Here is a 23,927-nt window from a genome sequence, read left to right on the forward strand (position 1 = left end):
ATGGTTTTTATGAACATTCGTGTGACACCCAAAACGGGCTATGGAATTCTCGTTGAACAATTGGACGGCCCGGTGGAGGCCTGGAACGGGCAGACGCTTCTGGCCCGCAGCACGCGTGCGAAGGTCATGTACGAGACGCGCAACGAACCGATCATCTATGTCCCCTTCGACGACATTCAGACGGAAACAAGCCCGTTCAATGATCTGTCGACCTTCTGCCCCTTCAAAGGCGTGGCACAGTACCGCGACCTGAAACTGCCCGGCGAAACACTGGACAACGCCCTTTGGTGTTACACTACGCCGTTTGCTGAGGCCCGCGAGATTGACGGCTATGTCGGGATCGCCCCCAATGCAGTGGAACGATGGGAACTGGGTGACAATACGCTTTCGCCGCCCGACTACGGCAATATCGCAGGTCCGCTGGTGGACTGGCTCCTTCGCGATGCCGCGTTTATGGACACGCCCGAAGACTTCATGGCGGGATTGGTCGACACCCTGCAGACCCATGGCGTTCCGATCAGCCGCCTGACTGTTCTGGCCTGGGCACTGCACCCGCGTATCGCAGGCCATCATTACATCTGGGAAAAACACCGCGACGGGATCACCACCAAGACCCCAAGCTACGAGATCCACGAAAAGCCCGAATACAAGAATTCGCCGCTGCGACATGTGTCGAAAGGGTTGGGCGGGCTGCGTTATCGGCTAAGCGAACAGATGGAGACGGATGATTTCCCGATCCTCAAGGACCTGCGCGACCTTGGCGCAACCGATTATGTGGCAATGCCATTGCCGTTTTCCGATGGGCGGATCAATGTTTTGACGCTGGCCAGCGACCACCCGGACGGGTTCAGCGTGGCAGATCTTGGGCTGATTTTTGAATGCTCCGCTGTCATCGCACGCCATCTGGAGGTCTTTGTGCAGCGTGAAAACGCGCAGGCCGTTCTGGAAACCTATGTCGGGAAACGGTCGGGTGCCCGGGTGCTTGGCGGTGAGATCCGCCGTGGTGACGGCGATGAAATCGACGCGGCGATCATGTTCTGTGATTTGCGCGGCTCAACACAATTGGAAGAACAGCTCCCGCGTGGTGCCTATATCGACCTGCTCAACCTGTTTTTTGACACCGTGTCCGGCATTGTTCATGACCATGGCGGCGAGGTTCTGAAGTTCATTGGTGATGCGGTCTTGGCAGTCTTCCCCTCTGACACAGACCCGGATCGCGCAAGAGCAAACGCAATGAAAAGCGCGCGTGCCATTGTGGCTTCGCTTGCGGCGCTGCCCCGCCGCCCGGACACGCGCCCTATCGAATGTGCCATAGGCCTGGCCGCAGGTTCTGTGCTCTACGGGAATGTCGGCTCTCACGAGCGCCTTGATTTCACAGTCATAGGACAGGCCGCCAATGTGGCCGCGAGACTGGGCGATTTGGGCAAAGAAGCGGGTCACCGGATCGTGGTGAGCCAAGATCTACTGCCGTCCGCTGACAGCCAGAGCGCGGTTGATCATGCCGCCACATGCGCCGAAGAAGCCACATCGGATCAGATCAAACCCTTGGGGCATGTGAAACTTCACAATGTGTCTAAGCCGGTTGTGTGCTTTGCCGTCTCTGCCGATGCACGGTCGTATCAGCTGGATTGATCGCCGCTTGCACATGGCGCCAAAACGGCGTGCAAGGGGCAACATCAAAACCCCTTGCACAGATATTCATGCGCCCTGAGTTTAGCCCGCTTTGCGCACGGCAGGCTGGGTCTCAGCCGTCTGTCCAATCCGCGCACTGCTCTGGCCATCGCCGATCTCAAACCCGCCTACAATCTCGCCAAGCTGTTCCGAGTTGGATTTCAGCATGTGGCTTGCAGCGGTCGACTGCTCCACCATTGCGGCATTCTGTTGGGTCACCTGATCCAACTGCACGACGCCAGTGTTGATTTCTTCCAGCCCAGACGACTGTTCGGTCGCGCCTTTGGCAATCTCACTGACAAGACCGGAAATATGGCTCACGCGTTCAACGATGCTCTGTAGGGCGTCGCCCGCTTTGTGAACCAGCTCGACCCCATGTTCCACTTGGCTGGAGCTTTTGCCAATCAACGTCTTAATCTCCATCGCCGCATCAGAAGAGCGCTGCGCCAAGGCCCGCACTTCGCTTGCGACCACCGCAAAACCACGCCCCGCTTCGCCGGCACGGGCGGCTTCAACCCCCGCATTCAGCGCAAGAAGATTGGTCTGAAAGGCAATATCGTCAATCACACCGATGATCTGCGCGATATGGTTAGAGCTTTCTTCGATTTCAGACATTGCCGCGACCGCTTTTTGCACCACGGTCCCGCTGTCCACAGCCTCCTGCTTGGCGTCTTCTGTCGTGCGTTCCACAGTCCGAGCGCCGTCTGCTGCAGATTTCACACTCACCGTGAGCTCTTCCAAGGCGGCAGCTGTTTGTTCCAGCGTTGCGGCCTGGCTTTCTGTGCGTTGCGACAGGTCATCCGAGGCCTGCGTGATCTCGCTCGCGCCACCCCGAATGCTATCGGCCGCCTCAATGACCTGAACCAAAGCCTCGCGCAGTTGCTGGATGGTGTCGTTAAAATCGCTGCGCAGGCCTTCGTATTCTTCGGGGAACGGGGATTGGAACCGCGTTGTCAAATTGCCGTCCGACAGCCCCGCAAGCCCGCGGCGCAGCTCTTCGACGACGAAATCCTGCTCCTCTTTGCGCTTTGCTTGATCTTCTTCCAACTGTTTTGCATTGCGGTGCATTTCAAGCGTGTCTTGTTTGAACCTGTAGATTGCACGTGCCATTTTGCTCAGCTCGTCCGAACCGTCGATCCCCTTCACAAAAATAGAGAAGTCGCCCGACGAAAAACCGTCAACGATCCGCGTCAGCTCTTTGATCCGGGCAATCATCAATTCAAAGGCCCCAACAGCCAAAACCAGGGCCACAATGGTTGTGATGATACTGACCACCAGAAGCGTATGGAAATCACCGCGCGACTCTGCTTCGATCTGAGCAGAAAAAGCCTCAATCTCGGCCGCCAGCCCCAGCTCTGTTTCGCGCAACAGGTCAATCCAATTGGTGGAAATCTTGAACCAATCCGGGGCTTTCAGCCCCCCGAAATCACCGCTGTCGTAACCTGTGCGGATCGTTTTCCGGGTTTCGGACACCACCTGGAACTGCTCTTGCGCCATGAGGTTCTGTAACCAATCCGGCTGCCCCAACGCGCCATTTGCTTCGGACAACAGGGCCATCTGGCTGGCACCCAAAGACACATATCGGTCGTGCAACGCGAGGCTAAAACCACCGCCCAAACCGGACGCGCCCATGGCCCGTTCCAACCCCGCACGCTCTTTGGCCGCGCTGACCAGCGTACGGGCCTGCAAAAGCTGCTGAAGCTCCATGCGTGTGTCGCCTTTGGCAACGGGGCGGGAAATCTCCAGAAGCTGGCTGATGGTTTGCGTGTAGAACTTTGCCATCTGCGGCACAGTCAGATCAAAGTTGCTGACCTGCGCGCGAATGTCAGCGATCCGGGCCATGTTTTCCAAGGCGATGCCCGCAGGCGTTGGCTTGTTTGCGCGCGCAAGTTCGACCTGTTCTTGGGCGCGGGCCAAAAGGCTATCGGTGGCTTCGCGCTGTTCTGCCAGTTGCGTCGGGAAATTTTTGCCTTTCGACGCAATGAACCCCGCAGAATATCCGCGTTCTTTCTGCATCTCGTGAATGAAGTCATTGACGATCGCCTCAGACCGGGTATCTGCCGCAACGACCTGCGCATGGGTCCAGTTGGACCGCAAAAGAAGCACCTCATTATAGGCAAAATACCCCGCAGCAGCGAACAAGGGGGCGATAACCAACGCCATAACGATACGTAAGCGCAAACGCATGGATAGACTCCTACAGGTAAACAACTGCCAAAAACCTAAACGTGCGGAGCTTAACCGCCCCTAAACCTTAAGGTGAAGCTTCCGCAAAATAAGATGCGTTTACTGAGCAATGGTGGACAAATGCCCGCACGGGACGCGTTGGTTGGAAAATCCAAACACTTTTCTGCTCTGTTGGTGACAGAGCTTTTGCCCCGTGTTCGGGTTTGCAAGCACCTGAATTCAGAGCGGCAGCTGAACAGCCATTGTGCAGACCTCAACGACTGGCTAACCTTGAGAAAATTGTGGAACGAGGCCAAGCAAGTGACCAATGAAAAACATCGCCCCCTGACACTTCGTGACGTGTCCGAAGCAACCGGCGTGTCGGAAATGACCGTCAGCCGTGTGCTGCGCAATCGTGGTGATGTATCTGAGAAGACCCGCCAAAAGGTGCTCGATGCCGCAAAAGAGCTGGGTTATGTGCCAAACAAGATCGCGGGTGCCCTGGCCTCTAAACGTGTGAACTTGGTCGCTGTTATTATCCCGTCGCTGTCCAACATGGTGTTTCCCGAGGTTCTGACCGGCATCAACCGGGTGCTGGAACACACAGAACTGCAGCCCGTGGTCGGCGTCACCGATTACCAGCCGGAGAAAGAGGAAAAAGTCCTCTATGAAATGCTGTCGTGGCGTCCTTCTGGCGTGATCATCGCCGGCCTTGAACACACGGACGCTGCGCGCGCCATGCTGCAGGCCGCCGGCATCCCTGTGGTTGAAATCATGGATACGGATGGCAAATGCGTGGATGCAATGGTCGGTATTTCACACCGCCGCGCGGGGCGCGAAATGGCGCGGGCCATTCTGAAAGCAGGCTACAGCCGCATCGGCTTTATGGGCACGAAAATGCCATTGGACCACCGGGCCCGCAAGCGGTTTGAAGGATTTACCGAGTGTCTGGCCAAAGAAGGGATCGAAATCGAAGATCGCGAGTTTTATTCCGGTGGCTCTGCTCTGGCCAAAGGCCGCGAGATGACTCAAGCCATGCTGGAGCGGTCGCCTGATCTGGACTTCCTCTATTATTCCAATGACATGATCGGCGCTGGCGGTCTGCTGTACCTTATGGAACAGGGCATCGACATTCCCGGCCAGATTGGTCTTGCGGGTTTCAATGGCGTGGAACTGCTGGCGGGCCTACCGCGCCAGCTGGCGACAATGGACGCCTGCCGCCAAGAGATTGGCCGTGCCGCCGCCGAAATCATTTCTGCGCAGCTGGAATCCCCGGACGCGGATGTCGAAAAGGTCATTTCCCTCACGCCGACCATCGCCTATGGCGACACGCTGCGCCGTAGATAAACCAGCATATTATACGGTCAGCGGACGCAGCGGGATCTGCGCGTCCGCTGACCGCTCCGCCACAAGAAATTGTGTCGCAAACTCTTCCGCCGCAACCGGCTTTCCAAACAGATATCCCTGACCGTGGGTGCATCCCAATGCCTGTAGCCGGTTGCGCTGCGCGTCTGTTTCAATCCCCTCTGCAACAATCGACAGGCCCAGATCTCTGCCCAGTTGCACCAGGGCCGCCACGATGTGATCGTCGCGCTGATCTTCGGTGATATTGCGTATAAATCGGCGGTCGATCTTGATCCGGGCAACCGGGAGATCTTTCAGCATCGCCAGTGATGAATATCCGGTGCCAAAGTCGTCCAGCGCCAGCTCCACGCCCAGCTCCTGCAATGCGTGAAGGTCCCAATGCGCGTCCGCCAAGCGCGGATAATGCACCGTTTCGATGACTTCGATGTGCAGGGCTGATTTCGGCACGGCCCAGGACTGGAGACAGTGGCGCAAGTCTGCCGCAAACCCCTCTTCCAGCAGCGTGGTGAGCGAAAGATTGATCGAAACTGGCAGTACGGGCAGCCCCGCGTCCTGCCAGCGGGCAATCTGTTGGCAGGTCTGCTCCAGCACAAAGCGGTCAATCACACCGCGCAGACCGACATCCAAAGCCATGGGCACAAAGGCCGCCGGCATAACCAGGCCGCGTGTGGGGTGGTGCCAGCGCAGCAGTGCCTCGGCGCCAATACACTGGCCGTCCCCAAGACGCACCTGTGGCTGGTAGTGGAGTGTAAGCTCGCCCCGTCTCAGCCCCTGTCGCAGTTCCAGTTCCAGCGTCAGGCTCTCTGCATTGCGCCGTTTATGCCCTTCCGACGAAAAACACATCAGCTGACCGCGCCCGCCTTCTTTGGCGGCGGCCAGAGCCTGACTGGCAGACTGCATGAGACGTCTGTAGGTGTCTGCATCTTCGGGAAAGACAGCCACCCCGGCGCTGGCGCTCAGACGAATTTGAGCATGACCCACGGATTGCTCCTGCCCCAGCGCGTCCAGCACCAATTCGCCAAACCGCGCAGCCTCTTCCCGGTTGGCATTTGGCATCATCAGGGCAAATTCATCACCGCCGGTTCTGGCAACCTTCATCGGGGCGACGGCCATCTGCATCATTATTCTGGCACAAGCCGCCAGAACCTTATCCCCGACCCAATCGCCAAAGACCGAATTGATGTCCCGAAACCTGTCCAAATCCACCAACACAACCGCCAGATCCTGCCCACGGGTTTCAGCCTCCATCAGCGCCGTCTCAAGATGGGCTTTCATCGCCCGCCGGTTGCAGATCCCCGTCAACCGGTCCGTGGCCCCCGGCGAGCCGGGATAGGCCGCATCAGAACGCTGCAAGGACCGCACCCTCAGAATAAACTCCACTGCATCCTGTGCAGGGTCCACTGGCACCACTTTCTCTAACAACCGATCCGTCATGGCCCTTGGAACCTTTGTGTCCAGCGACAACCGGGATACCGCGCCACCATCGCAGCCCAAATAGGTCACAGGGGCTGGCCCCTCTTGTCGTCCGCGCGCGCCCGTGTCGCCAATGGCAAGGCGATCCATCTGCCAATAGCCGCGTTCGCAAGCCGTCTTCAGCGCGTTGTACCAGAAGGACCGGTCAAACCCGGCCCCATCCAGGGTCCAAATCGGCTTTCCTATGACCTGCTCTGGTGGCAGCCCGCACCGCGCAAGAAACGCGCCTCCAGCCCCCAGAATGCGCCCATGCCTGTCCAGAAGCGCGACGTCATCCGCCAGAGCTTTGCCGGATCTCCCTCGGAACCGGCTGGCACGACCGTGAATTTCAAATCCGCCCACCGCCCGTTTGCGGGAATAGGTCATCACGCTCAGCAAAATGAGGAAAACAAGCGCCAGAAAGGTCGCGGCCAACAGTTCCCATTCAAGAAACAGGGGGCGATCGGCGCCGCGGAAATCAATGAATTCGATTTTCGGAAGGGTTACATCCATGACGCTGCCCTTCCATCACCAGAGGCCCTGCCCCAGACCCCGCGCGTCACACTTGCCGATCTAGACATCACCCCAAAAGGACATAATCCCAAGTGTCTCGCTCCACCAAAAAGGACCACAACCAAAAGTTGCGCATATGGTTAAGAGAGGTCAGACCACCCAAAGCTGTCAACTTGGCACAGGTGATTTTACGGAGAGCTATCGGTTGGCCACAGGAATAGAGGACACCCGCTTCGCAAATTCGGAAACCTCAGAAGCCCTGGGCGTCATCGACAACACTGCGGCCTGCTGTTTTGATCACCTGCGCCATCTCACGAAGCTGCCCCGCCAAGGGGGAGGTCTTGCGCCAGACAAGTCCAATACTGCGCCCCGGCTGCAGCCCGTCGAACCGCGACAAAGACACCGGCGCTGCCCGTGCTTCGACGCGCGCTGCCATTTCCGGAATAAGGGTCATCCCGATGCCTGCGCCAACCATCTGCACGAGGGTAGAAAGCGAGCTGCCATCCAACCCGTCCCGTGGCGCGGCTGCCTGCACCTGACAGAACGCCATCGCCTGATCGCGAAAGCAGTGGCCATCCTCCAAGAGCAACAGATTTTCGCGTCCCAGCGCGTCGATCGACGGGGCTGCTGTGCCTGCTTCGCTTTGCGCGCGAACCAACACAAAGGCCTCATCAAACAGCGCAAACTCCTCAATCGCTGCTTCCGCGATTGGCAGCGCAACAATAGCACAATCCAGTCGCCCTTCCTGAAGTTCCTGCACAAGCCGAGGTGTCTGCGTTTCCCGGAACTGCACCTCGAGGTCCGGGAAATCAGTACGCAACGCCGGGATAAGCTTTGGCAAAAGATAGGGTGCGATGGTCGGAATGACCCCAACGCGGAGACGCCCAGACAACCCAGCCTGCGCCGCGCGGGCCACATCGCCAAGCTCATCGACCGCGCGCAAAATTTCTCGCACCCGGTTTGCAAAGGTTTCGCCAAAGCCGGTCAACCGGACATGGCGTGCACTGCGTTCAAACAGGGCAAGGCCCAGAGTCTGTTCCAACTCCTTGATCTGCACTGACAAGGCCGGCTGCGTGACAGCGCAGGCATCTGCCGCCCGGCCAAAATGCCCGTGCTGGCGCAGCGCTTCGAAATATCTCAACTGTTTCAAGGTGATGTTCATCATTAGTTTTTCTTATCAAGGTCAGAAGAAAATGCAACTTAGAATAATTCTGATCTACTGTTAGGCTGACCCCACGGGAGGTTCCTCACCTTTGGGAATCAGATGCTGCGAAAATTGCTTCGTCAGCAAACGGGTAAGCTGTGCCTTCCGCAGAGCCAGAAACTATGTTCCAGCACCGGAGAACGACATGGACGGAAATTCAGTGACCACAGGCGGCTGCCCCTTTTCGGGATCGAACACCAGCAAGGGTAAGCGCTCCAACCGGGATTGGTGGCCGAACCAGCTGAACCTTGCGATCCTGCACCAGCATCAGGCGCGCGAGAACCCAATGGGGGCCGACTTTAACTATGCCGAGGCATTCAAATCGCTGGACCTGAAGGCTGTCAAAGCAGATCTCACTGCACTGATGACCGACAGTCAGGACTGGTGGCCCGCAGACTATGGCCACTATGGCGGCTTGATGATCCGCATGGCCTGGCATTCGGCCGGCACCTACCGGACCGCAGACGGTCGCGGTGGTGGCGGCACCGGTACACAGCGCTTTGCGCCGCTCAATTCCTGGCCGGACAATGGCAACCTCGACAAGGCGCGGATGCTGCTGTGGCCGGTCAAACAGAAATATGGCAACGCCCTGTCCTGGGCGGACCTGATGATCCTTGCGGGCAATGTCGCGCTGGAAAGCATGGGCTTTAAGACCTTTGGTTTCTCGGGTGGACGCGAAGACGTCTGGGCACCGGAAGAAGACATCTTCTGGGGCGCTGAAACCGAATGGCTGATCGAATCTGATAATGCCAACAGCCGCTACGCCGGCAAGCGCGACATGGGCGCAGGCGATGTGGATTCCGCCAAACTGGAAAACCCGCTGGCTGCGGTGCAGATGGGTCTGATCTATGTGAACCCCGAAGGCCCCGACGGGACCCCCGATCCGGTCGCCTCCGGCAAAGACATCCGCGAAACCTTTGCCCGCATGGCGATGAACGACGAAGAAACCGTCGCGCTGGTCGCCGGTGGCCACACCTTTGGCAAGGCCCACGGCAATGGCCCCGCAGACAAAGTCGGCGCAGAGCCCGAAGCTGCCCCAATCGAAGCAATGGGTCAGGGCTGGCTGTCTTCGCACGGCACCGGCAAGGGCGTAGACACCATCACATCCGGTATCGAAGGCGCCTGGACCCCGAACCCGATCCAGTGGGACATGGGCTATTTTGATGTGCTGTTCGGATACGAATGGGAGCTGACCAAATCCCCGGCAGGTGCGCATATCTGGCACGCCAAGGATCTGAAAGACGCCGACCACGCCCCCGAAGTTGACGGGTCTGGAAAGAAGGTTCCGATCATGATGACCACCGCCGATATGGCGATGCGCATGGATCCGGCCTATGAGAAGATCAGCCGTGACTTCCACGCCAATCCGGACAAATTCGCCGATGCCTTTGCCCGCGCTTGGTTCAAGCTGACCCACCGTGATATGGGGCCGCGCGCCCTGCATCTGGGGGACGAAGTGCCCAGCGAAGAGCTGATCTGGATGGATCCGATCCCAGCCGTCGATCACGCGTTGATTGATGCAAGCGATATTGCCGCGCTGAAAGCCAAGGTGCTGGACGCGGGCCTGTCAGTGGGCGAGCTGGTTGCAACCGCCTGGGCCTCTGCGTCGTCCTTCCGCGGGTCGGACAAACGCGGTGGTGCTAATGGTGCACGCATCCGTCTGGCGCCAATGAAGGACTGGGAAGCCAATCAGCCTGTGCAACTGGCCAAGGTGCTGTCTGCGCTGGACGCCATCCAGTCCGACTTCAACGCCACCGGCAAAACTGTCTCGCTCGCCGATCTGATCGTGCTGGCAGGCTCTGCCGCGATTGAGAAAGCCGCCAAGGACGCTGGCCACGATGTGGAGGTCCCGTTTACGCCGGGCCGCATGGACGCCAGCCAAGAGCAGACCGATGTCGACAGCTTTGCGGTGATGGAGCCGCAGGTGGAAGGCTTCCGCAACTTCACCACCGGCAAGTTCACGGTGTCGACAGAAGAGCTGCTCTTGGACCGCGCGCAACTGCTGACCCTCTCCGCCCCCGAAATGACCGTTCTGGTTGGCGGCCTGCGGGTTCTTGGTGCAAATCACGGCGGCAGCCCACATGGGGTCTTCACCGACCGCGTTGGCCAGCTGACCAATGACTTCTTCGGTAATGTGCTGGACCTTGGCACAAAATGGGAAGCCTTGGATGGCACCGGAGAGCTGTTTGAGGGCAAGGACCGCGCCTCTGGTGCGGTGAAATGGACCGGCACGCGGGCGGACCTGATCTTTGGCTCCAACTCGCAACTGCGGGCCCTGTCCGAGGTCTATGCGCAGGCCGACAATGGCGGCAAATTCATTGCGGACTTTGTCGCAGCCTGGACCAAAGTCATGGAGCTGGATCGTTTTGATCTGAAGTAATCAACCCGCCTCAAAACACCCAAAGCGCCCCACCTCGGTCGGGGCGCTTTTTCATGCCAAACGGGTGGCCCGACAAAAACGGATCTGCCCCGGAAAGGGAAAGATGCGAATTTCAGTGAAACTTCGGAGGAGAGGAGTGGTGAGCCGTGCAGGATTCGAACCTGCGACCCACTGATTAAAAGTCAGTTGCTCTACCAACTGAGCTAACGGCCCACTCTGTTCTCTAGCAGCGGTTGATTTCAGTCTCAGGGAAGAGTGGTGAGCCGTGCAGGATTCGAACCTGCGACCCACTGATTAAAAGTCAGTTGCTCTACCAACTGAGCTAACGGCCCACTCTTATGAGAAGCTTGAAACAGCTCCGCGCCAATTCCATACAAGCTGAATAATCCGGTAAGATCAACATCTTGTCAGGAAACAGAACCCCGCGCTGTTGGTCACCGCAGCGTTCCGATAGGGGGGGCTTCTACGGATATCTCGAGAAAGGGTCAACCCCTATTTCAAAGAATTCTCCGGTTAGGCTGGATTCATTTTACGCGGGCCTCTATATGCCTGTGAAACACCCCCTCGAAAGACGCCCGCTATGCTGCCCTTTATGAAAATGCACGGGCTCGGTAACGATTTTGTCGTGATCGACGCCCGCACCACTCCTGTTCAGATCACCGAAGCCATGGCTAAGGGAATCGCGCATCGCCAGCTTGGCGTTGGCTTCGATCAGCTTGCGGTGATCGAAGCGGGCCAGAACGGCGCGGATGCGCATCTGGTGTTCTACAATGCAGACGGCTCCACCTCGGCGGCCTGCGGCAATGCCACCCGCTGCATTGCCCGTCACCTGATCACCGAGACCAGTAAAACCGCCCTGCATCTGACCACCGACCGTGGGGATCTGTTTGCCGAGGAAGCCGGCAATGGGCTGACCTCTGTGAATATGGGGCATCCGCAGCTGAACTGGGACGAAATCCCCCTGGCCGAAGACATGGACACGCTAGAGCTGCCGATCGAGGGCGCGCCAACGGCCACCGGCATGGGCAACCCCCACTGCACCTTCTTTGTTGAGGACGCCGAAATCATCCCGCTGGCGGAATTTGGCCCGCGCTACGAACACCACCCGCTCTACCCTCAGCGCACCAATGTACAGGTGGCCCAGGTGGTCGGCCCCAACCACATCCGTATGCGCGTCTGGGAACGCGGCGTGGGCGTCACCATGGCGTCCGGATCGTCCTCCTGCGCCACGGCCGTCGCAGCGGCCCGTCGTGGCCTCACAGGACGCAAGGTCCAGATCGATCTGGATGGGGGCACCCTGTGGATCGACTGGCGCGAGGACGGCGTCTGGATGACCGGTGCGACCATGCACGTCTGTGACGGCACCTTCACCGCAGAATTCCTGGAGAGCCTCGCATGAGCGCGCCCAAGTTCACCACGCTCGGCTGCCGCCTGAACGCGTACGAGACCGAAGCGATGAAGGAGCTCAGCCGCGAAGCCGGGCTTGAGAACGCCGTGGTGGTGAACACCTGCGCGGTGACGGCCGAGGCCGTGCGCAAGGCCCGTCAGGAGATCCGCAAACTGCGCCGCGACAATCCCGACGCGCCGATCATTGTGACCGGCTGTGCCGCGCAAACGGAACCGGAAACCTTTGCCCAGATGGACGAGGTCACCAAGGTCATCGGCAACACCGAAAAGATGCAGCCCGAAACCTGGAAAGAGATCGCCAAGGGCCCGGACTTCATCGGCACCACTGAACGCGTTCAGGTCGACGACATCATGTCCGTGACAGAAACCGCCGGTCACCTGATTGATGGTTTCGGCACCCGCAGCCGTGCCTATGTGCAAGTCCAGAACGGCTGTGACCACCGCTGCACGTTCTGCATTATCCCCTACGGTCGCGGCAACTCGCGCTCGGTCCCCGCAGGCGTTGTGGTGGATCAGATCAAACGGCTGGTGGACAAGGGCTATAACGAAGTGGTCCTCACCGGCGTGGACCTCACCTCCTGGGGGGCAGACCTGCCTGCCACGCCGAAGCTTGGCGATCTGGTGATGCGCATCCTGAAACTGGTGCCCGACCTGCCCCGCCTCCGCATTTCCTCTATCGATTCGATCGAAGTGGACGAGAACCTGATGCAGGCCATCGCGACCGAGCCACGCCTGATGCCGCATCTGCACCTGTCACTGCAGCACGGTGACGACCTGATCCTGAAACGCATGGCCCGTCGCCACCTGCGCGATGACGCCATCCGCTTCTGCGAAGAGGCCCGCAAGCTGCGCCCCGAAATGACCTTTGGGGCCGATATCATCGCAGGCTTCCCAACCGAGACCGAGGCGCATTTTGAAAACTCACTCAAGCTTGTCAGCGACTGCGACCTGACCTGGCTGCATGTCTTCCCCTATTCCAAACGCGAAGGCACACCAGCGGCCAAGATCCCCAGCCAAGTAAACGGCAATGCCATAAAAGACCGCGCCGCTCGGCTGCGCGCAGCTGGGGATAGGCAAGTGCAAAAGCACCTAGCGGAACAGATCGGCAAGACACATCACATCCTGATGGAAAACCCCCATATGGGGCGCACCGAACAATTCACCGAAGTGACCTTCGCAAATGCCCAGACCGAAGGCGCGCTTGTGACAGCGAAAATCACAGGTATTGCGGGCGCGCAACTCACCGTCTGAGCCCCAGCACTTCTTTTGGCCCGAAATACTCCGGGGTGAATTGGCCGCAGGCCAAAAGGGGCAGCGCCCCTCCACCGCAAAGCAAAAACCCCCGCGCCGGGCTGGCACGGGGGTTTGTTATTCATGTCGTGATGGCTCAGGACGCCTTCTTGCCCTTGTGCGGGGCCCAAAGACGCTTGTTGGTCAGATACAGCAGCACCGACAGGATCGCGAGAAAGATCACGCCGGCAAAGCCAGCCTGCTTGCGCGCCATCATCTTCGGCTCGGCCGCCCACATCAGGAAGGCAGAGACGTCTTCGGACATGTGGTGCACATCGTTGGCATGGCCGTCGATGAATTCCACCTGTTCGTCAGACAGCGGCGGCGCCATGGCGATCCACCCCCCCGGGAACGCGGTGTTCTCGTAGTAGGTAGTGCCAGCTTCTTCTTTCTCTTCACCGGTGTAACCGGTCAGCAGCGAAGCAATGTACTCTGCGCCGCCCATGCCTTTGACCAGCTGATTGATGCCAAGACCATAGGGGCCGTGGAAACCAGCACGGGCCTTCGCCATCAGGCTCAGGTCAGGTGCGTTTTCAAGTGCGCTGCCGGGGAAGTGGTCGGTCGGCTTGGCCGGGCGATCATCATCCAGTTCCGGATCATACACAGTGAATGTATCCGCCGCATAAGCGCGCACCTGATCGTCAGGCAGGCCAACACCGCCGGGATCGCCCAGGGTCCGCAGGGGCACCAGTTTCATCCCGTGGCAGGCAGAGCAGACCTCGGTATAGATCTGCAGACCGCGCTGCAGCTGGTTCTGATCATAGGCGCCGAAGGGGCCTTCGAACGAAAAGTCGAAGTCTTCGATGTGCTGGTCGCCCCCCCCTGCCGCAAAAGACGCAGCAGGGATCAGGGCCAAAGCAAAGGCAGCACCGGTTGCAAGTTTCTTGAACATGGTCACTGTCCTCTCTTATTCGGCGGGCGTCGCATCGGACTTCTTGCCGTAGTGGGCATTGAAGTCGTCTTCGATGGTTGCTGGCAGCTCATCCGGTTTCTCGATCACACCCAGAAGCGGCAGGATCACCAGGAAGTAGGCGAACCAATAGGCAGAGGCGATCAGCGAGAAGGACGCATAGGGTTCTTCCGCAGGCATCGCACCCAGCCACATCAGGGCGAAGAAGTCGACGACCAGCAGCAGGAACCACCATTTGAACATTGGGCGGTAAGCACCGGAGCGAACGCGCGAGGTGTCCAGCCAGGGCGCCAGCGCCATCACCGCAATCGCGCCAAACATCGCCAGAACACCAAAGAACTTTGCGTCAATGATGCCACCGGTGATGAAGGAGGCAAACTGCACGACCCAGACTTCCGACGTAAAGGCACGCAGGATCGCGTAGAACGGCAGGAAGTACCATTCGGGCACGATGTGCGCAGGCGTCACCAGCGGGTTGGCCTCGATGTAGTTGTCCGGATGGCCCAGGTAGTTCGGCATGAAGCCCACAACCGCCCAGAAGATGGTCAGCACAACGGCCAGACCCACAAAGTCTTTGATGACGAAGTAGGGCCAGAAGGGCAGCGTGTCTTTCTCTGCTTCTTCTTTGGAGCCTTTGCGCACATCCACACCGGTCGGGTTGTTGTTGCCGGTCGTGTGGAACGCCCAGATGTGGACGATCACCAGCGCGGCAATGACGAACGGCAGAAGATAGTGCAGCGAGAAGAAACGGTTCAGCGTGGCATTGCCAACGGCCGGCCCGCCCAAGAGCCAGGTCTGGATCGGTTCACCAATGAAGGGGATCGCACCAAACAGGCCGGTGATCACGGTTGCACCCCAGAAGGACATCTGACCCCAGGGCAGCACATAGCCCATAAAGGCGGTGCCCATCATCAACAGATAGATCAGCATGCCGACAATCCACGTGATTTCGCGCGGCGCTTTGTAAGAGCCGTAGAACAGACCCCGGAAGATGTGGATGTAGACCGCGACAAAGAACAGCGAGGCGCCGTTCATGTGCAGATAGCGGATAAAGAAGCCGCCGTTCACGTTGCGCATGATGTGCTCAACAGAAGCAAAGGCCAGATCCACATGCGGTGTGTAATGCATCACCAGCACAATGCCGGTCACGATCTGCAGCGCAAGGCAGAACGCCAGAACAATACCCCAGATCCACCACCAGTTCAGGTTCTTGGGGGTGGGGATCATGATGGTGTCATAGATCAGACCGACGATGGGCAGACGGCTGTGCAGCCACTTTTCTGCGCCCGTCTTCGGCTCGTAATGGTCGTGCGGAATACCAGACATGTATGCGCCTCCTTATCCCAGCTTGATGGTGGTAGCGTCGGTGAACTCGGCCACCGGAACAGGAAGGTTCAGCGGTGCCGGACCTTTGCGAATACGCCCTGCGGTGTCGTAGTGCGACCCGTGGCAGGGGCAGAACCAGCCGTTGAATTCGCCCGCGCCGTCCCCCAGCGGAACACAGCCGAGGTGGGTACAGACACCCATCATCACCAGCCATTCGCCAGCTTCGTCCAGCGTGCGGTTTTCATCCGAGGCATCGGTGCCCGGTTTGTTTGCGTTCTCGGAACCGGCGTCAATCAGCTCGCCCAAATCAACGGCGCGCGCTTCAGCGATTTCTTCGGCGGACCGGCGGCGAATAAACACCGGTTTACCCAGGAACATCACAGAGATCTGCGTGCCAACCTCAACACCCGACACATCCACGAAAATCGAGGACAGCGCCTGCACATCTGCAGAGGGGTTCATTTGGTTCACAAGCGGCCAAACTGCGGCACCGGCCGTCACCGCGCCGGCGCCTGCCGTGGCATAGTAGAGGAAATCTCTCCGGGTGCCTTCGTTCTCATCTTCGTGGGACACGAGGTTTTCTCCAATTTTGACGCCCTTCGTGGGCAAACATGCGGCTGGGGCCGCGTTCAGGGGACGCAGCTGCCTATGCCGCGTGTCTAGCGACGCAGAACCGTCCAGTCTATCGGACAAAGCGGCGCAGGTGTTGGGCGTGTTGTTTGCATTACAGTGGCTTGCTTACTTAGAAAGCCGGTGGTCGTTTGGGGCAGTCTCCAATCGTTGTGGCGCAGCTGTCTTAATTCAGACTAAAGCTTCGCGCGAAAAAATCTCGGCGCGGGTCAATCCGGCTGGGGAAGCGCGGTCGCGACCATCGACGGACGTTCGGAAAACGCCTCGAACCACGCTGTCAACGCGGGGTTCCCGTTACGCCATCCGCATTTCCCATGACGGAAATCCAGATAGGACAGCGCCGCACCCATTGCGATCTGTCCAATGTTCAACGGACCGTTGAGCATTGGCATCCAGCGCGATTCGACCGCGGAACAGGCCGAGAGAACCTTGCCCTGATGACCTGCCACCCAAGCCTCCCATTGTTTCTCGGCGGGGCGCAGGTTTCGCTCGTAGGCCATCGATACAGCCGAATCCATCAACCCTTCTGCGGTCGCCTCGAGCACTTTCATATCCCATCCCCCCGCATAGAGACCCGCACCCGCCCGATCGTCCAGGTATTCGCAGATCACCCGACTGTCATAGAGCGTGGGGCCACTGTCGCGCTCCAGCGCCGGAATTTTCTTCAGTGGGTTTGCGGCTGCCAGCGCAGTGTCCGGTGCAATGACGGTAGTGGAAACGTTCAGGATCTCAACCGTATCCAATTGGTTGGTTTCATGCAGAACAAGCATCACCTTGCGCACAAAAGGCGAGGTTGGAGAATGATACAGCTTCACGACGGCCCTCCCCTGGCTTGTCGCTTGGTGGCGAAACAACGACCTACCCGCCTCAGCTTACCGGTCGGCCTGTCGGATTACACTCTGCTCGGACAAAGGCGCTGCGTCATCCAATTTTTTGGGTTCAAGACGCAAATTGTGGCGGATTGACGCGAAAGCATCGCCTTTGGCCATGAACAGCCCGCTGCTTTCAGACGTTTTTTGTCCGCCCACAAAGAAACGCGTCCAGGGGCTATAGAACAATTTTCACGGTATTGTTTTCCTGACCTTGCAACGCAGGAGCAAGAGCGAGATTAGCGTCCAAACAACACCTACTTATCTGGAAACAATAATGAAAAACGCAATTACTGCCGCCGCAGCGATCATGTCGCTGACGACACCCGTGCTGGCATCCGAAACCTTTTCCGGCGAACTGACACTGGGCTATCAGAGCCTTTCTGATGACGGCGAGACCGCCGACAACTTCTTTGGCGGCGGCGCAATTGACGCAGACCTTGGCAACGGCTTTCACCTTAACGGCGGCCTGAACTACACTGGTACTGAGTATCAGGACGTCGACATCGATATGACCGTTTTCAGCCTCGGTGCTGGTTATGATGTCTCTCCGAATGTGCGTGTTGGCGCATTCTTTGATCGCACAAACCTTGACGCCGGGAACGAGTCCCTGACAACAAACCACTTCGGTGTTGAAGGCGCATACACGCTTGAAAGCGCGACCCTGTCCGCATTCTTCGGCAAGGGCGACTCCAGTGATCTCGATCTAGATTCGACCGTCATGGGTGCAGAATTCGTTTATGAAATCTCTCAGTCCATCGATCTCGGTGCTTTCTTGCTGCATGAAGAAGTCAACTCCATCGATATTGACAACTTCGGCCTGTCTGCAGGCTATGACATGTCCGATACCGCTGGTTTGCCAATCTACCTGAACGCCACACTTGGCCGCGTTGATATCGAAGGCGAAGGCGTCACTCAATTTGCTCTCACAGCAACGATTCCCCTCGGTGGCAAGGGCGTGAAGAAAGGCAGCCGCCGTTTCCACAAGCACTCCACTTACCTGAACACCGTTTCGACTCTGTTGGGCGAATTGTAAGGACGGGCTCAACGTCTTCAAACAACAATGGCGGGGCATGGGAACATGTCCCGCCATCTTGTTTGCGCAGGTCTCTTCCGCCTCGTGGTTTTTTTCTTTATGGAAAGCGCTGCAAAAGGAGACCCGCGCATATGTCGATGAACAGCTTTGGCCACCTCTTCCGCGTCACCACCTGGGGCGAAAGCCACGGGCCCGCGCTTGGCGCAACCGTGGATGGCTGCCCTCCGAATGTGGACGTGACCCCCGAGATGCTGCAGGTCTGGCTGGACAAACGCCGTCCGGGCCAGAACAAAAACACCACCCAGCGCAATGAACCCGATGCGGTGAAAATCCTGTCGGGTGTGTTCGAAGGCAAATCCACCGGCACGCCGATTCAGCTGATGATCGAAAACACCGATCAACGCAGCCGGGATTATGGCGAGATTGCGCAGACCTTCCGCCCCGGTCACGCCGACATCACCTATTTCCAGAAATACGGCAACCGCGACTATCGCGGCGGCGGGCGCTCTTCGGCGCGTGAAACGGCGGCCCGTGTGGCGGCAGGTGGCGTGGCCCGCGAAGCGATCAAGGCGCTGGTGCCGGGCCTAGAGATCAAAGGCTATATGACCCAGATGGGCGCGATGGAAATCGACCGGTCCAGGTTCGACTGGGACGCAATTGACCAGAACGACTTCTGGATCCCCGATGCAGGCGCTGTGCAGGACTGGGAAGACTACCTGCAAGGCCTGCGCAAGGACCACGAATCCGTCGGCGCAGTGATCGAAGTTGTTGCCAAAGGCGTGCCCGCTGGCATTGGCGCGCCGATCTATGGCAAGCTCGACACAGATCTGGCCGCCGCCATGATGTCCATCAACGCGGTCAAAGCCGTTGAAATTGGCGAAGGCATGAATGCTGCAACCCTCAAAGGATCTGAGAACGCGGACGAAATCTTCCTCGGCGAAGACGGTCAGCCGGTTTATTCCTCCAACCACGCGGGCGGCATCCTTGGTGGGATTTCCACGGGTCAGGATGTGGTGGTGCGTTTTGCGGTGAAACCAACCTCCTCGATCCTCACCCCGCGTGCGTCGATCCGCAAAGATGGCTCTGCGGCTGAGGTCATCACCAAAGGCCGTCACGACCCCTGCGTCGGCATCCGTGCGGTTCCTGTGGCCGAGGCGATGATGGCCTGTGTAATTCTGGACCATCTGCTGCTGCACCGTGGCCAGATTGGCGAAAATCAGGGCCACATTGGCCAGTAACAGAGCCTAAACCTATAGAAAGACCCGGCTCAATGCGGCCGGGTCTTTACGTTTGGCTTTCGCGAATAATGTACCAATCAAACCCGCGCCCATTGCCTTGCCCAAAGGGAAGGCGCAGGGTCGCGCCATGAACAAAACCAGCGCACAGTCCCCTTCTTTGACAGCACATAGACCCGAGCTTGGGATCCTGCTGAAAGTGGTGGCCATAGGTTTGTTCACCATTATGTCGGGTATGATCAAAGAGGCCGTGCAATCGGTGCCCACAGGGGAAGCCGTGTTTTTCCGTTCTTTCGCGGCGTTGCCGGTGATCTTGATCTGGCTGGCTCTGCGCGGAGATTTGCCCCGCGGCCTGCGGACCAAACAACCCCTGATGCACGTCTGGCGGGGTCTTGTTGGCACAACGGCCATGGGGCTGAACTTCTTGGGCCTTGGGATGCTGCCCCTGCCAGAAGCCACAGCGCTTAGCTATGTCACGCCCATTTTCACCTTGATCCTTGCAGCACTCATGTTGGGCGAACGCATTCGCCTGATCCGGATCAGCGCTGTGGCCGTGGGGCTGCTGGGTGTGCTGATTATGCTGTCTCCACGGCTGGGCGCATCATTGCAGGACACCGCCTTTATTGGCGCGCTGTGCATTCTCGGGGCCTCGGCCGCGCGGGGCTTTGTGCAGATCCATCTGCGCAAGATGGTGCAGGTCGAAGAGACTGCGGCCATCGTGTTCTATTTCTCGCTCACCGCATCGGCCCTGGCGTTGCTGACGGCACCCTTTGGCTGGGTCATGCCTTCGCCGTTTGTGCTGGGGCTTTTGGTCGGCGCCGGGCTGATCGGCGGGGTGGCGCAGATTCTGGTGACATCGTCCTACCGCTTTGCCCCAGCTTCGCTGCTCGCGCCTTATGACTATGCCTCGATGCTGTTTGCCATTGTGATCGGCTATATCTGGTTTGCCGAGCTGCCGACGCTGGTCATGCTCGCCGGGGCGGCGCTGGTTATTGCGGCGAATGCGATCGTGATCTGGCGCGAACGCCGTCTGGGCGTTGTACGTGGCAAAGCCAAACGGCTGATGGACCCCAAAGGGGGCTGATCAAGCGGGCTGATCCGCCCCGTCCAGCCGCGCGCGCAGCCGGTGTAGACGATCGCGCAGCTCTGCGAGCTCTTCCATGTCGTCCCCCATGGCCTTGGCCACGCAAGGCGCCATGTCCTCGGCCTGCGCCCTGAGCGCGTGGCCCTTCTCTGTCAGTGACACCAGAACCGAACGTTCGTCTTCCGGGTTGCGCGTGCGCGCCACCAGATCTGCGGCCTGCATGCGTTTCAGAAGCGGTGTCAATGTATTGCTGTCCAGCAGCAGGTCCGCGCCCAACTCGCGCACGCGGCGGCCGTCCCGCTCCCACAATGCCAACAGCACCAAGTACTGCGGATACGTAAGCCCCATCGGGTCCAACAACGGGCGATACATCCGCGCGATCGCGTGACTGGCGGAATAGATGGAGAAGCACAGCTGGTCGTCGAGGGTCATCTTCAAAGTCATGGCCAGATTTTAGGACGCGCACGATTTAGTCGCAAGCACATTGACTCAGTCACTCGAATCTCATATTAAATCGCACACGATCTAATCGCACTCGATACGAAAGGAAACCCAAATGTCCGTATCTCCAGTTTACACCGCCCATGGTTCCGCAACCGGCGGCCGCGACGGCAAAGCCAAAGTGGCTGGCACCGATCTGGCGCTGGATCTGGCCGTGCCCACTGAAATGGGCGGCAATGGCAAAGGCTATAACCCCGAGCAGCTTTTCGCGGCTGGCTACTCTGCCTGCTACATTGGCGCGATGCAGTTTGTGGCCTCCCAAGATTCCTCCCTGCCGAAGGTTCCGGCGGACGTGGAAGTTGAAACAGCAGTGGGCATCGGCCCGCATGATGCCGGCGGTTTTGGCCTGACGGTTCACTTGAAGGTCTCGCTGCCGGGTGTCGACGCCGCCGAAGCCGCGCGCCTCACCGAGGAAGCCCATAAGATCTGCCCCTACTCCAACTCTGTCCGCGGCAATGTGGACGTCACCACCGAAATCGCCTGATTGCCACAGGGGAGCGAGGCGCTGCCTCGCGCTCCGGAGTATTTTTGGCCAAAAGAAAAGCGCGGGCCAATCGGTCCGCGCTTTTTTTAGTTCCAGAGATTTCAGAGCGCTTAGCTGCGCACCAGCGCCTCGTAGTCTTCGGCGATCTGGCGGGTCAGGTCGCCAACCTCAAACGTATAAGGGCCAATTTCGCCAACCGGGGTGACCTCAGCTGCGGTGCCGGTCAGCCAGCACTGTTCAAAGCCTTCCATTTCTTCGGGCTGGATGCGGCGTTCGTGCACGGTGATGCCTTGGTCTTTCAGCATCTGGATCACGGTCTGGCGGGTGATGCCATTGAGGAAGCAATCTGCCAGCGGGGTGTGCACCTCTCCGTCTTTCACAAAGAAGATGTTCGCGCCGGTGGCTTCGGCCACATAGCCGCGCCAGTCCAGGAACAGCGCATCCGAGCAGCCCTTGGCTTCGGCTTTGTGTTTGGAGATGGTGCAGATCATGTAAAGACCCGCCGCCTTGGCATGGACCGGAATGGTTTCCGGGCTCGGGCGTTTGTATTCGGCGATGTCGAGCTTTGCGCCCTTCATCTTGGCGTCGCCGTAATAGGCGCCCCAGCCCCAGATGGCGATGGCCATACGGACCGGATTTTTCGCGGATGCGACACCCATGTCGTCGCCGGACCCACGCCAGACAACCGCACGGACATAGGCGTCCTGCAGGCCAGAGGCTTTCAGGGTTTCTTCTTTCGCCGCCTCTATCTCGTCGACCGTATAAGGCATCGGCATATCCAGCGCCTCGGCAGACGCGATCAGGCGTTCGGAATGTTCGCGGCTTTTGAAGATCTTGCCATTGTAGGCACGTTCGCCTTCAAACACGGAAGAGGCGTAGTGCATCGCGTGGGTCAGGACGTGAACCTTGGCGTCGCGCCAGTTCACCAGTTCTCCGTCCATCCAGATCACGCCGTCGCGATCATCATATGCAGCCATTTTAAAGCTCCCTTGCCGACCCGCATTTTCCGGTTGTTGCGCAAACACCAATAAACGAGTCATTTCATTGCGTCAAAGTCGCGACTCGATACATCTTGGGCCTTGGAATGTCAACAAGGCTGACATAAAATGCCCTGCAAAACACATAGGAGAGGCACAATGTCTGACGGGCGAAACGGACCTGGCTTCGGCACTGGTTTTGGCAGCGAAAGCCTGCTGTTTCTGACAGATGAACAGCTGCGCCAAGGCATTGAAGCCATGTTCTTTGCTTATCGCGGCTTTACCGCTGACCCGGACCGGATCCTGTCCGAACTGGCTTATGGGCGTGCCCACCACCGGGCGCTGCACTTCATTGCGCGCGCGCCGGGCACCACGGTCAACAATCTGCTGGGCATTCTGGGGGTGTCAAAACAGTCCCTGAACCGGGTTCTGCGCGCTTTAGTCGAAGATGGCCTGGTGGAAAGCCGCGTGGGCACGCTGGACAAACGCGAACGCAACCTGACCCTAACGCCGCGCGGCGAAGAGCTGGAAGCCCGCCTTTCTGACGCCCAACGCGCCCGGATGCGGGGCGCTTACAAGGAAGCAGGGCCCGACGCGGTGCAAGGATTCAAAAAAGTTCTCGAAGCTATGATGGACCAAGACATGTATCGCGCGTACAAAAAACTACGCGATAGCGCTTCCTGAGCCCCGAGGGACTGATTGGACCATGAGCACCTGCGACGCCCACCTGCTGATCGTTGATGACGACGAACGCATTCGTGATCTGTTGAAGAAATTCCTGGTGCGGGCCGGGTTTCTGGTGACATCGGCACGCGATGCCGCGCATGCGCGGCGCATTCTGTCCGGCCTCGATTTTGATCTGATCGTGCTGGACGTGATGATGCCCGGCGAAGATGGGCTGAGCCTGACACGGTCCCTGCGCGAAGACATGACCACCCCGATCCTGTTGCTGACCGCCCGCGGAGAGACCGAGGACAGGATTATGGGCCTTGAGGCCGGCGCCGATGATTACCTGCCGAAGCCTTTTGAACCCAAAGAGCTGCTTTTGAGGATCAATGCCATCCTGCGCCGGATGCCCGAAGCGGACATCAGCGAGGTGACGCCCAAAATCCTGCAGCTGGGCGACATCCGCTATGACATAGAACGCGGTGAGATGTGGCAGGGCGAGGACCTGATCCGTCTGACCTCGACCGAAAGCCAGCTGATGCGGATCTTTTCGGCGCAGCCGCATGAGCCGGTCAGCCGCAGCAAGCTGGTCGAAGATCTGGGCCGGGATCGCGGCCAGGCGCAGGAACGTGCCGTGGACGTTCAGATCACGCGACTGCGCCGTAAGATCGAACCGAACCCGAAACAGCCGCTTTACCTGCAAACCGTGCGCGGCGCGGGCTATATGCTGGCCCCCGACTGACCTTTCTCCGACAGGACAT

General features: G+C 58.8%; 20 protein-coding genes and 2 tRNA genes. 11 read left to right on the forward strand and 11 right to left on the reverse strand.

Annotated features, from left to right (window positions below; all coding sequences use genetic code 11):
• The first annotated feature begins 9 nt into the window (after positions 1 to 9).
• Positions 10 to 1,632, forward strand: coding sequence for a DUF427 domain-containing protein (locus TRM7557_RS11770; RefSeq protein ID WP_058290716.1), 1,623 nt, complete (start codon positions 10 to 12; stop codon positions 1,630 to 1,632).
• A gap of 81 nt (positions 1,633 to 1,713) precedes the next feature.
• On the opposite strand, the gene TRM7557_RS11775 is transcribed toward TRM7557_RS11770, so the two are convergent.
• Positions 1,714 to 3,858, reverse strand: a complete 2,145-nt coding sequence (locus tag TRM7557_RS11775) for a methyl-accepting chemotaxis protein (protein WP_207382657.1) — start codon at positions 3,856 to 3,858, stop codon at positions 1,714 to 1,716.
• Between the two features lie 300 nt (positions 3,859 to 4,158).
• On the opposite strand from TRM7557_RS11775, the gene TRM7557_RS11780 reads away from it, so the two are divergent.
• Positions 4,159 to 5,184, forward strand: a complete 1,026-nt coding sequence (locus TRM7557_RS11780; protein WP_058290718.1) for a LacI family DNA-binding transcriptional regulator — start codon at positions 4,159 to 4,161, stop codon at positions 5,182 to 5,184.
• 9 nt (positions 5,185 to 5,193) lie between these two features.
• Here the strand turns inward: TRM7557_RS11780 and TRM7557_RS11785 are convergent, their stop codons facing one another.
• Both TRM7557_RS11785 and TRM7557_RS11790 read right to left on the reverse strand, forming a co-directional pair.
• The gene (locus TRM7557_RS11785) at positions 5,194 to 7,167 is read right to left on the reverse strand and encodes a putative bifunctional diguanylate cyclase/phosphodiesterase (protein WP_058290410.1); all 1,974 of its coding nucleotides are present in this window, start codon (positions 7,165 to 7,167) and stop codon (positions 5,194 to 5,196) included.
• A gap of 250 nt (positions 7,168 to 7,417) precedes the next feature.
• Positions 7,418 to 8,332 carry a LysR substrate-binding domain-containing protein gene (locus tag TRM7557_RS11790; protein WP_058290411.1) on the reverse strand — a complete coding sequence of 305 codons (915 nt, stop codon included), beginning with the start codon at positions 8,330 to 8,332 and terminating at the stop codon, positions 7,418 to 7,420.
• 184 nt (positions 8,333 to 8,516) lie between these two features.
• Between TRM7557_RS11790 and katG the strand changes: the two genes are divergently transcribed.
• Entirely contained in the window at positions 8,517 to 10,751 is a 2,235-nt protein-coding gene (gene katG, locus TRM7557_RS11795) for a catalase/peroxidase HPI (protein ID WP_058290412.1), read from the forward strand.
• Positions 10,752 to 10,888: 137 nt separating this feature from the next.
• Here katG and TRM7557_RS11800 read toward each other — a convergent pair.
• A tRNA-Lys gene (locus TRM7557_RS11800) sits at positions 10,889 to 10,964 on the reverse strand.
• Between the two features lie 43 nt (positions 10,965 to 11,007).
• Positions 11,008 to 11,083: transfer RNA gene (locus TRM7557_RS11805), tRNA-Lys, on the reverse strand.
• A gap of 248 nt (positions 11,084 to 11,331) precedes the next feature.
• Here TRM7557_RS11805 and dapF point away from each other — a divergent pair.
• Together dapF and mtaB are read left to right on the forward strand one after the other, a co-directional pair.
• The gene (dapF, locus tag TRM7557_RS11810) at positions 11,332 to 12,150 is read left to right on the forward strand and encodes a diaminopimelate epimerase (protein WP_058290413.1); all 819 of its coding nucleotides are present in this window, start codon (positions 11,332 to 11,334) and stop codon (positions 12,148 to 12,150) included.
• Positions 12,147 to 13,409 carry a tRNA (N(6)-L-threonylcarbamoyladenosine(37)-C(2))-methylthiotransferase MtaB gene (gene mtaB, locus TRM7557_RS11815; protein WP_058290414.1) on the forward strand — a complete coding sequence of 421 codons (1,263 nt, stop codon included), beginning with the start codon at positions 12,147 to 12,149 and terminating at the stop codon, positions 13,407 to 13,409. The genes dapF and mtaB overlap by 4 nt, the downstream gene beginning before the upstream one ends.
• 136 nt (positions 13,410 to 13,545) lie before the next feature.
• On the opposite strand, the gene TRM7557_RS11820 is transcribed toward mtaB, so the two are convergent.
• The 4 genes from TRM7557_RS11820 to TRM7557_RS11835 all read right to left on the reverse strand — a co-directional run bounded on the left by TRM7557_RS11820 (position 13,546) and on the right by TRM7557_RS11835 (position 17,129).
• On the reverse strand, positions 13,546 to 14,340 hold the full coding sequence (locus TRM7557_RS11820) for a cytochrome c1 (protein WP_058290415.1): 795 nt from the start codon (positions 14,338 to 14,340) through the stop codon (positions 13,546 to 13,548).
• Between the two features lie 15 nt (positions 14,341 to 14,355).
• The gene (gene petB / locus TRM7557_RS11825; protein WP_058290416.1) at positions 14,356 to 15,684 is read right to left on the reverse strand and encodes a cytochrome b; all 1,329 of its coding nucleotides are present in this window, start codon (positions 15,682 to 15,684) and stop codon (positions 14,356 to 14,358) included.
• 12 nt (positions 15,685 to 15,696) lie between these two features.
• Positions 15,697 to 16,257 (reverse strand): ubiquinol-cytochrome c reductase iron-sulfur subunit, encoded by a 561-nt coding sequence (gene petA, locus TRM7557_RS11830; RefSeq protein ID WP_058290417.1) that lies wholly within the window; start codon positions 16,255 to 16,257, stop codon positions 15,697 to 15,699.
• A gap of 266 nt (positions 16,258 to 16,523) precedes the next feature.
• Positions 16,524 to 17,129 (reverse strand): glutathione S-transferase, encoded by a 606-nt coding sequence (locus tag TRM7557_RS11835; RefSeq protein ID WP_058290418.1) that lies wholly within the window; start codon positions 17,127 to 17,129, stop codon positions 16,524 to 16,526.
• 331 nt (positions 17,130 to 17,460) lie between these two features.
• Between TRM7557_RS11835 and TRM7557_RS11845 the strand changes: the two genes are divergently transcribed.
• The 3 genes from TRM7557_RS11845 to TRM7557_RS11855 all read left to right on the forward strand — a co-directional run bounded on the left by TRM7557_RS11845 (position 17,461) and on the right by TRM7557_RS11855 (position 20,538).
• Complete coding sequence (locus TRM7557_RS11845) at positions 17,461 to 18,219, forward strand: porin (protein WP_058290420.1); 759 nt, start codon at positions 17,461 to 17,463, stop codon at positions 18,217 to 18,219.
• Between the two features lie 131 nt (positions 18,220 to 18,350).
• Positions 18,351 to 19,457, forward strand: coding sequence for a chorismate synthase (gene aroC, locus TRM7557_RS11850; RefSeq protein ID WP_058290421.1), 1,107 nt, complete (start codon positions 18,351 to 18,353; stop codon positions 19,455 to 19,457).
• 127 nt (positions 19,458 to 19,584) lie between these two features.
• Positions 19,585 to 20,538 carry a DMT family transporter gene (locus TRM7557_RS11855; RefSeq protein ID WP_058290719.1) on the forward strand — a complete coding sequence of 318 codons (954 nt, stop codon included), beginning with the start codon at positions 19,585 to 19,587 and terminating at the stop codon, positions 20,536 to 20,538.
• Here TRM7557_RS11855 and TRM7557_RS11860 read toward each other — a convergent pair whose 3' ends face one another.
• On the reverse strand, positions 20,539 to 20,982 hold the full coding sequence (locus TRM7557_RS11860; RefSeq protein WP_058290422.1) for a MarR family winged helix-turn-helix transcriptional regulator: 444 nt from the start codon (positions 20,980 to 20,982) through the stop codon (positions 20,539 to 20,541).
• A 112-nt stretch (positions 20,983 to 21,094) separates the two neighbouring features.
• On the opposite strand from TRM7557_RS11860, the gene TRM7557_RS11865 reads away from it, so the two are divergent.
• Complete coding sequence (locus tag TRM7557_RS11865) at positions 21,095 to 21,523, forward strand: organic hydroperoxide resistance protein (protein WP_058290423.1); 429 nt, start codon at positions 21,095 to 21,097, stop codon at positions 21,521 to 21,523.
• 110 nt (positions 21,524 to 21,633) lie between these two features.
• Here TRM7557_RS11865 and TRM7557_RS11870 read toward each other — a convergent pair whose 3' ends face one another.
• Entirely contained in the window at positions 21,634 to 22,500 is an 867-nt protein-coding gene (locus tag TRM7557_RS11870) for a branched-chain amino acid aminotransferase (RefSeq protein ID WP_058290720.1), read from the reverse strand.
• Between the two features lie 159 nt (positions 22,501 to 22,659).
• On the opposite strand from TRM7557_RS11870, the gene TRM7557_RS11875 reads away from it, so the two are divergent.
• Both TRM7557_RS11875 and TRM7557_RS11880 read left to right on the forward strand, forming a co-directional pair.
• The gene (locus TRM7557_RS11875; RefSeq protein WP_058290424.1) at positions 22,660 to 23,184 is read left to right on the forward strand and encodes a MarR family winged helix-turn-helix transcriptional regulator; all 525 of its coding nucleotides are present in this window, start codon (positions 22,660 to 22,662) and stop codon (positions 23,182 to 23,184) included.
• A 22-nt stretch (positions 23,185 to 23,206) separates the two neighbouring features.
• A complete protein-coding gene (locus TRM7557_RS11880; protein WP_058290425.1) occupies positions 23,207 to 23,908 on the forward strand; it encodes a response regulator in 702 nt (233 codons plus the stop codon).
• Positions 23,909 to 23,927 lie beyond the last annotated feature (19 nt).

Source organism: Tritonibacter multivorans (assembly GCF_001458415.1).
Classification (GTDB): domain Bacteria; phylum Pseudomonadota; class Alphaproteobacteria; order Rhodobacterales; family Rhodobacteraceae; genus Epibacterium; species Epibacterium multivorans.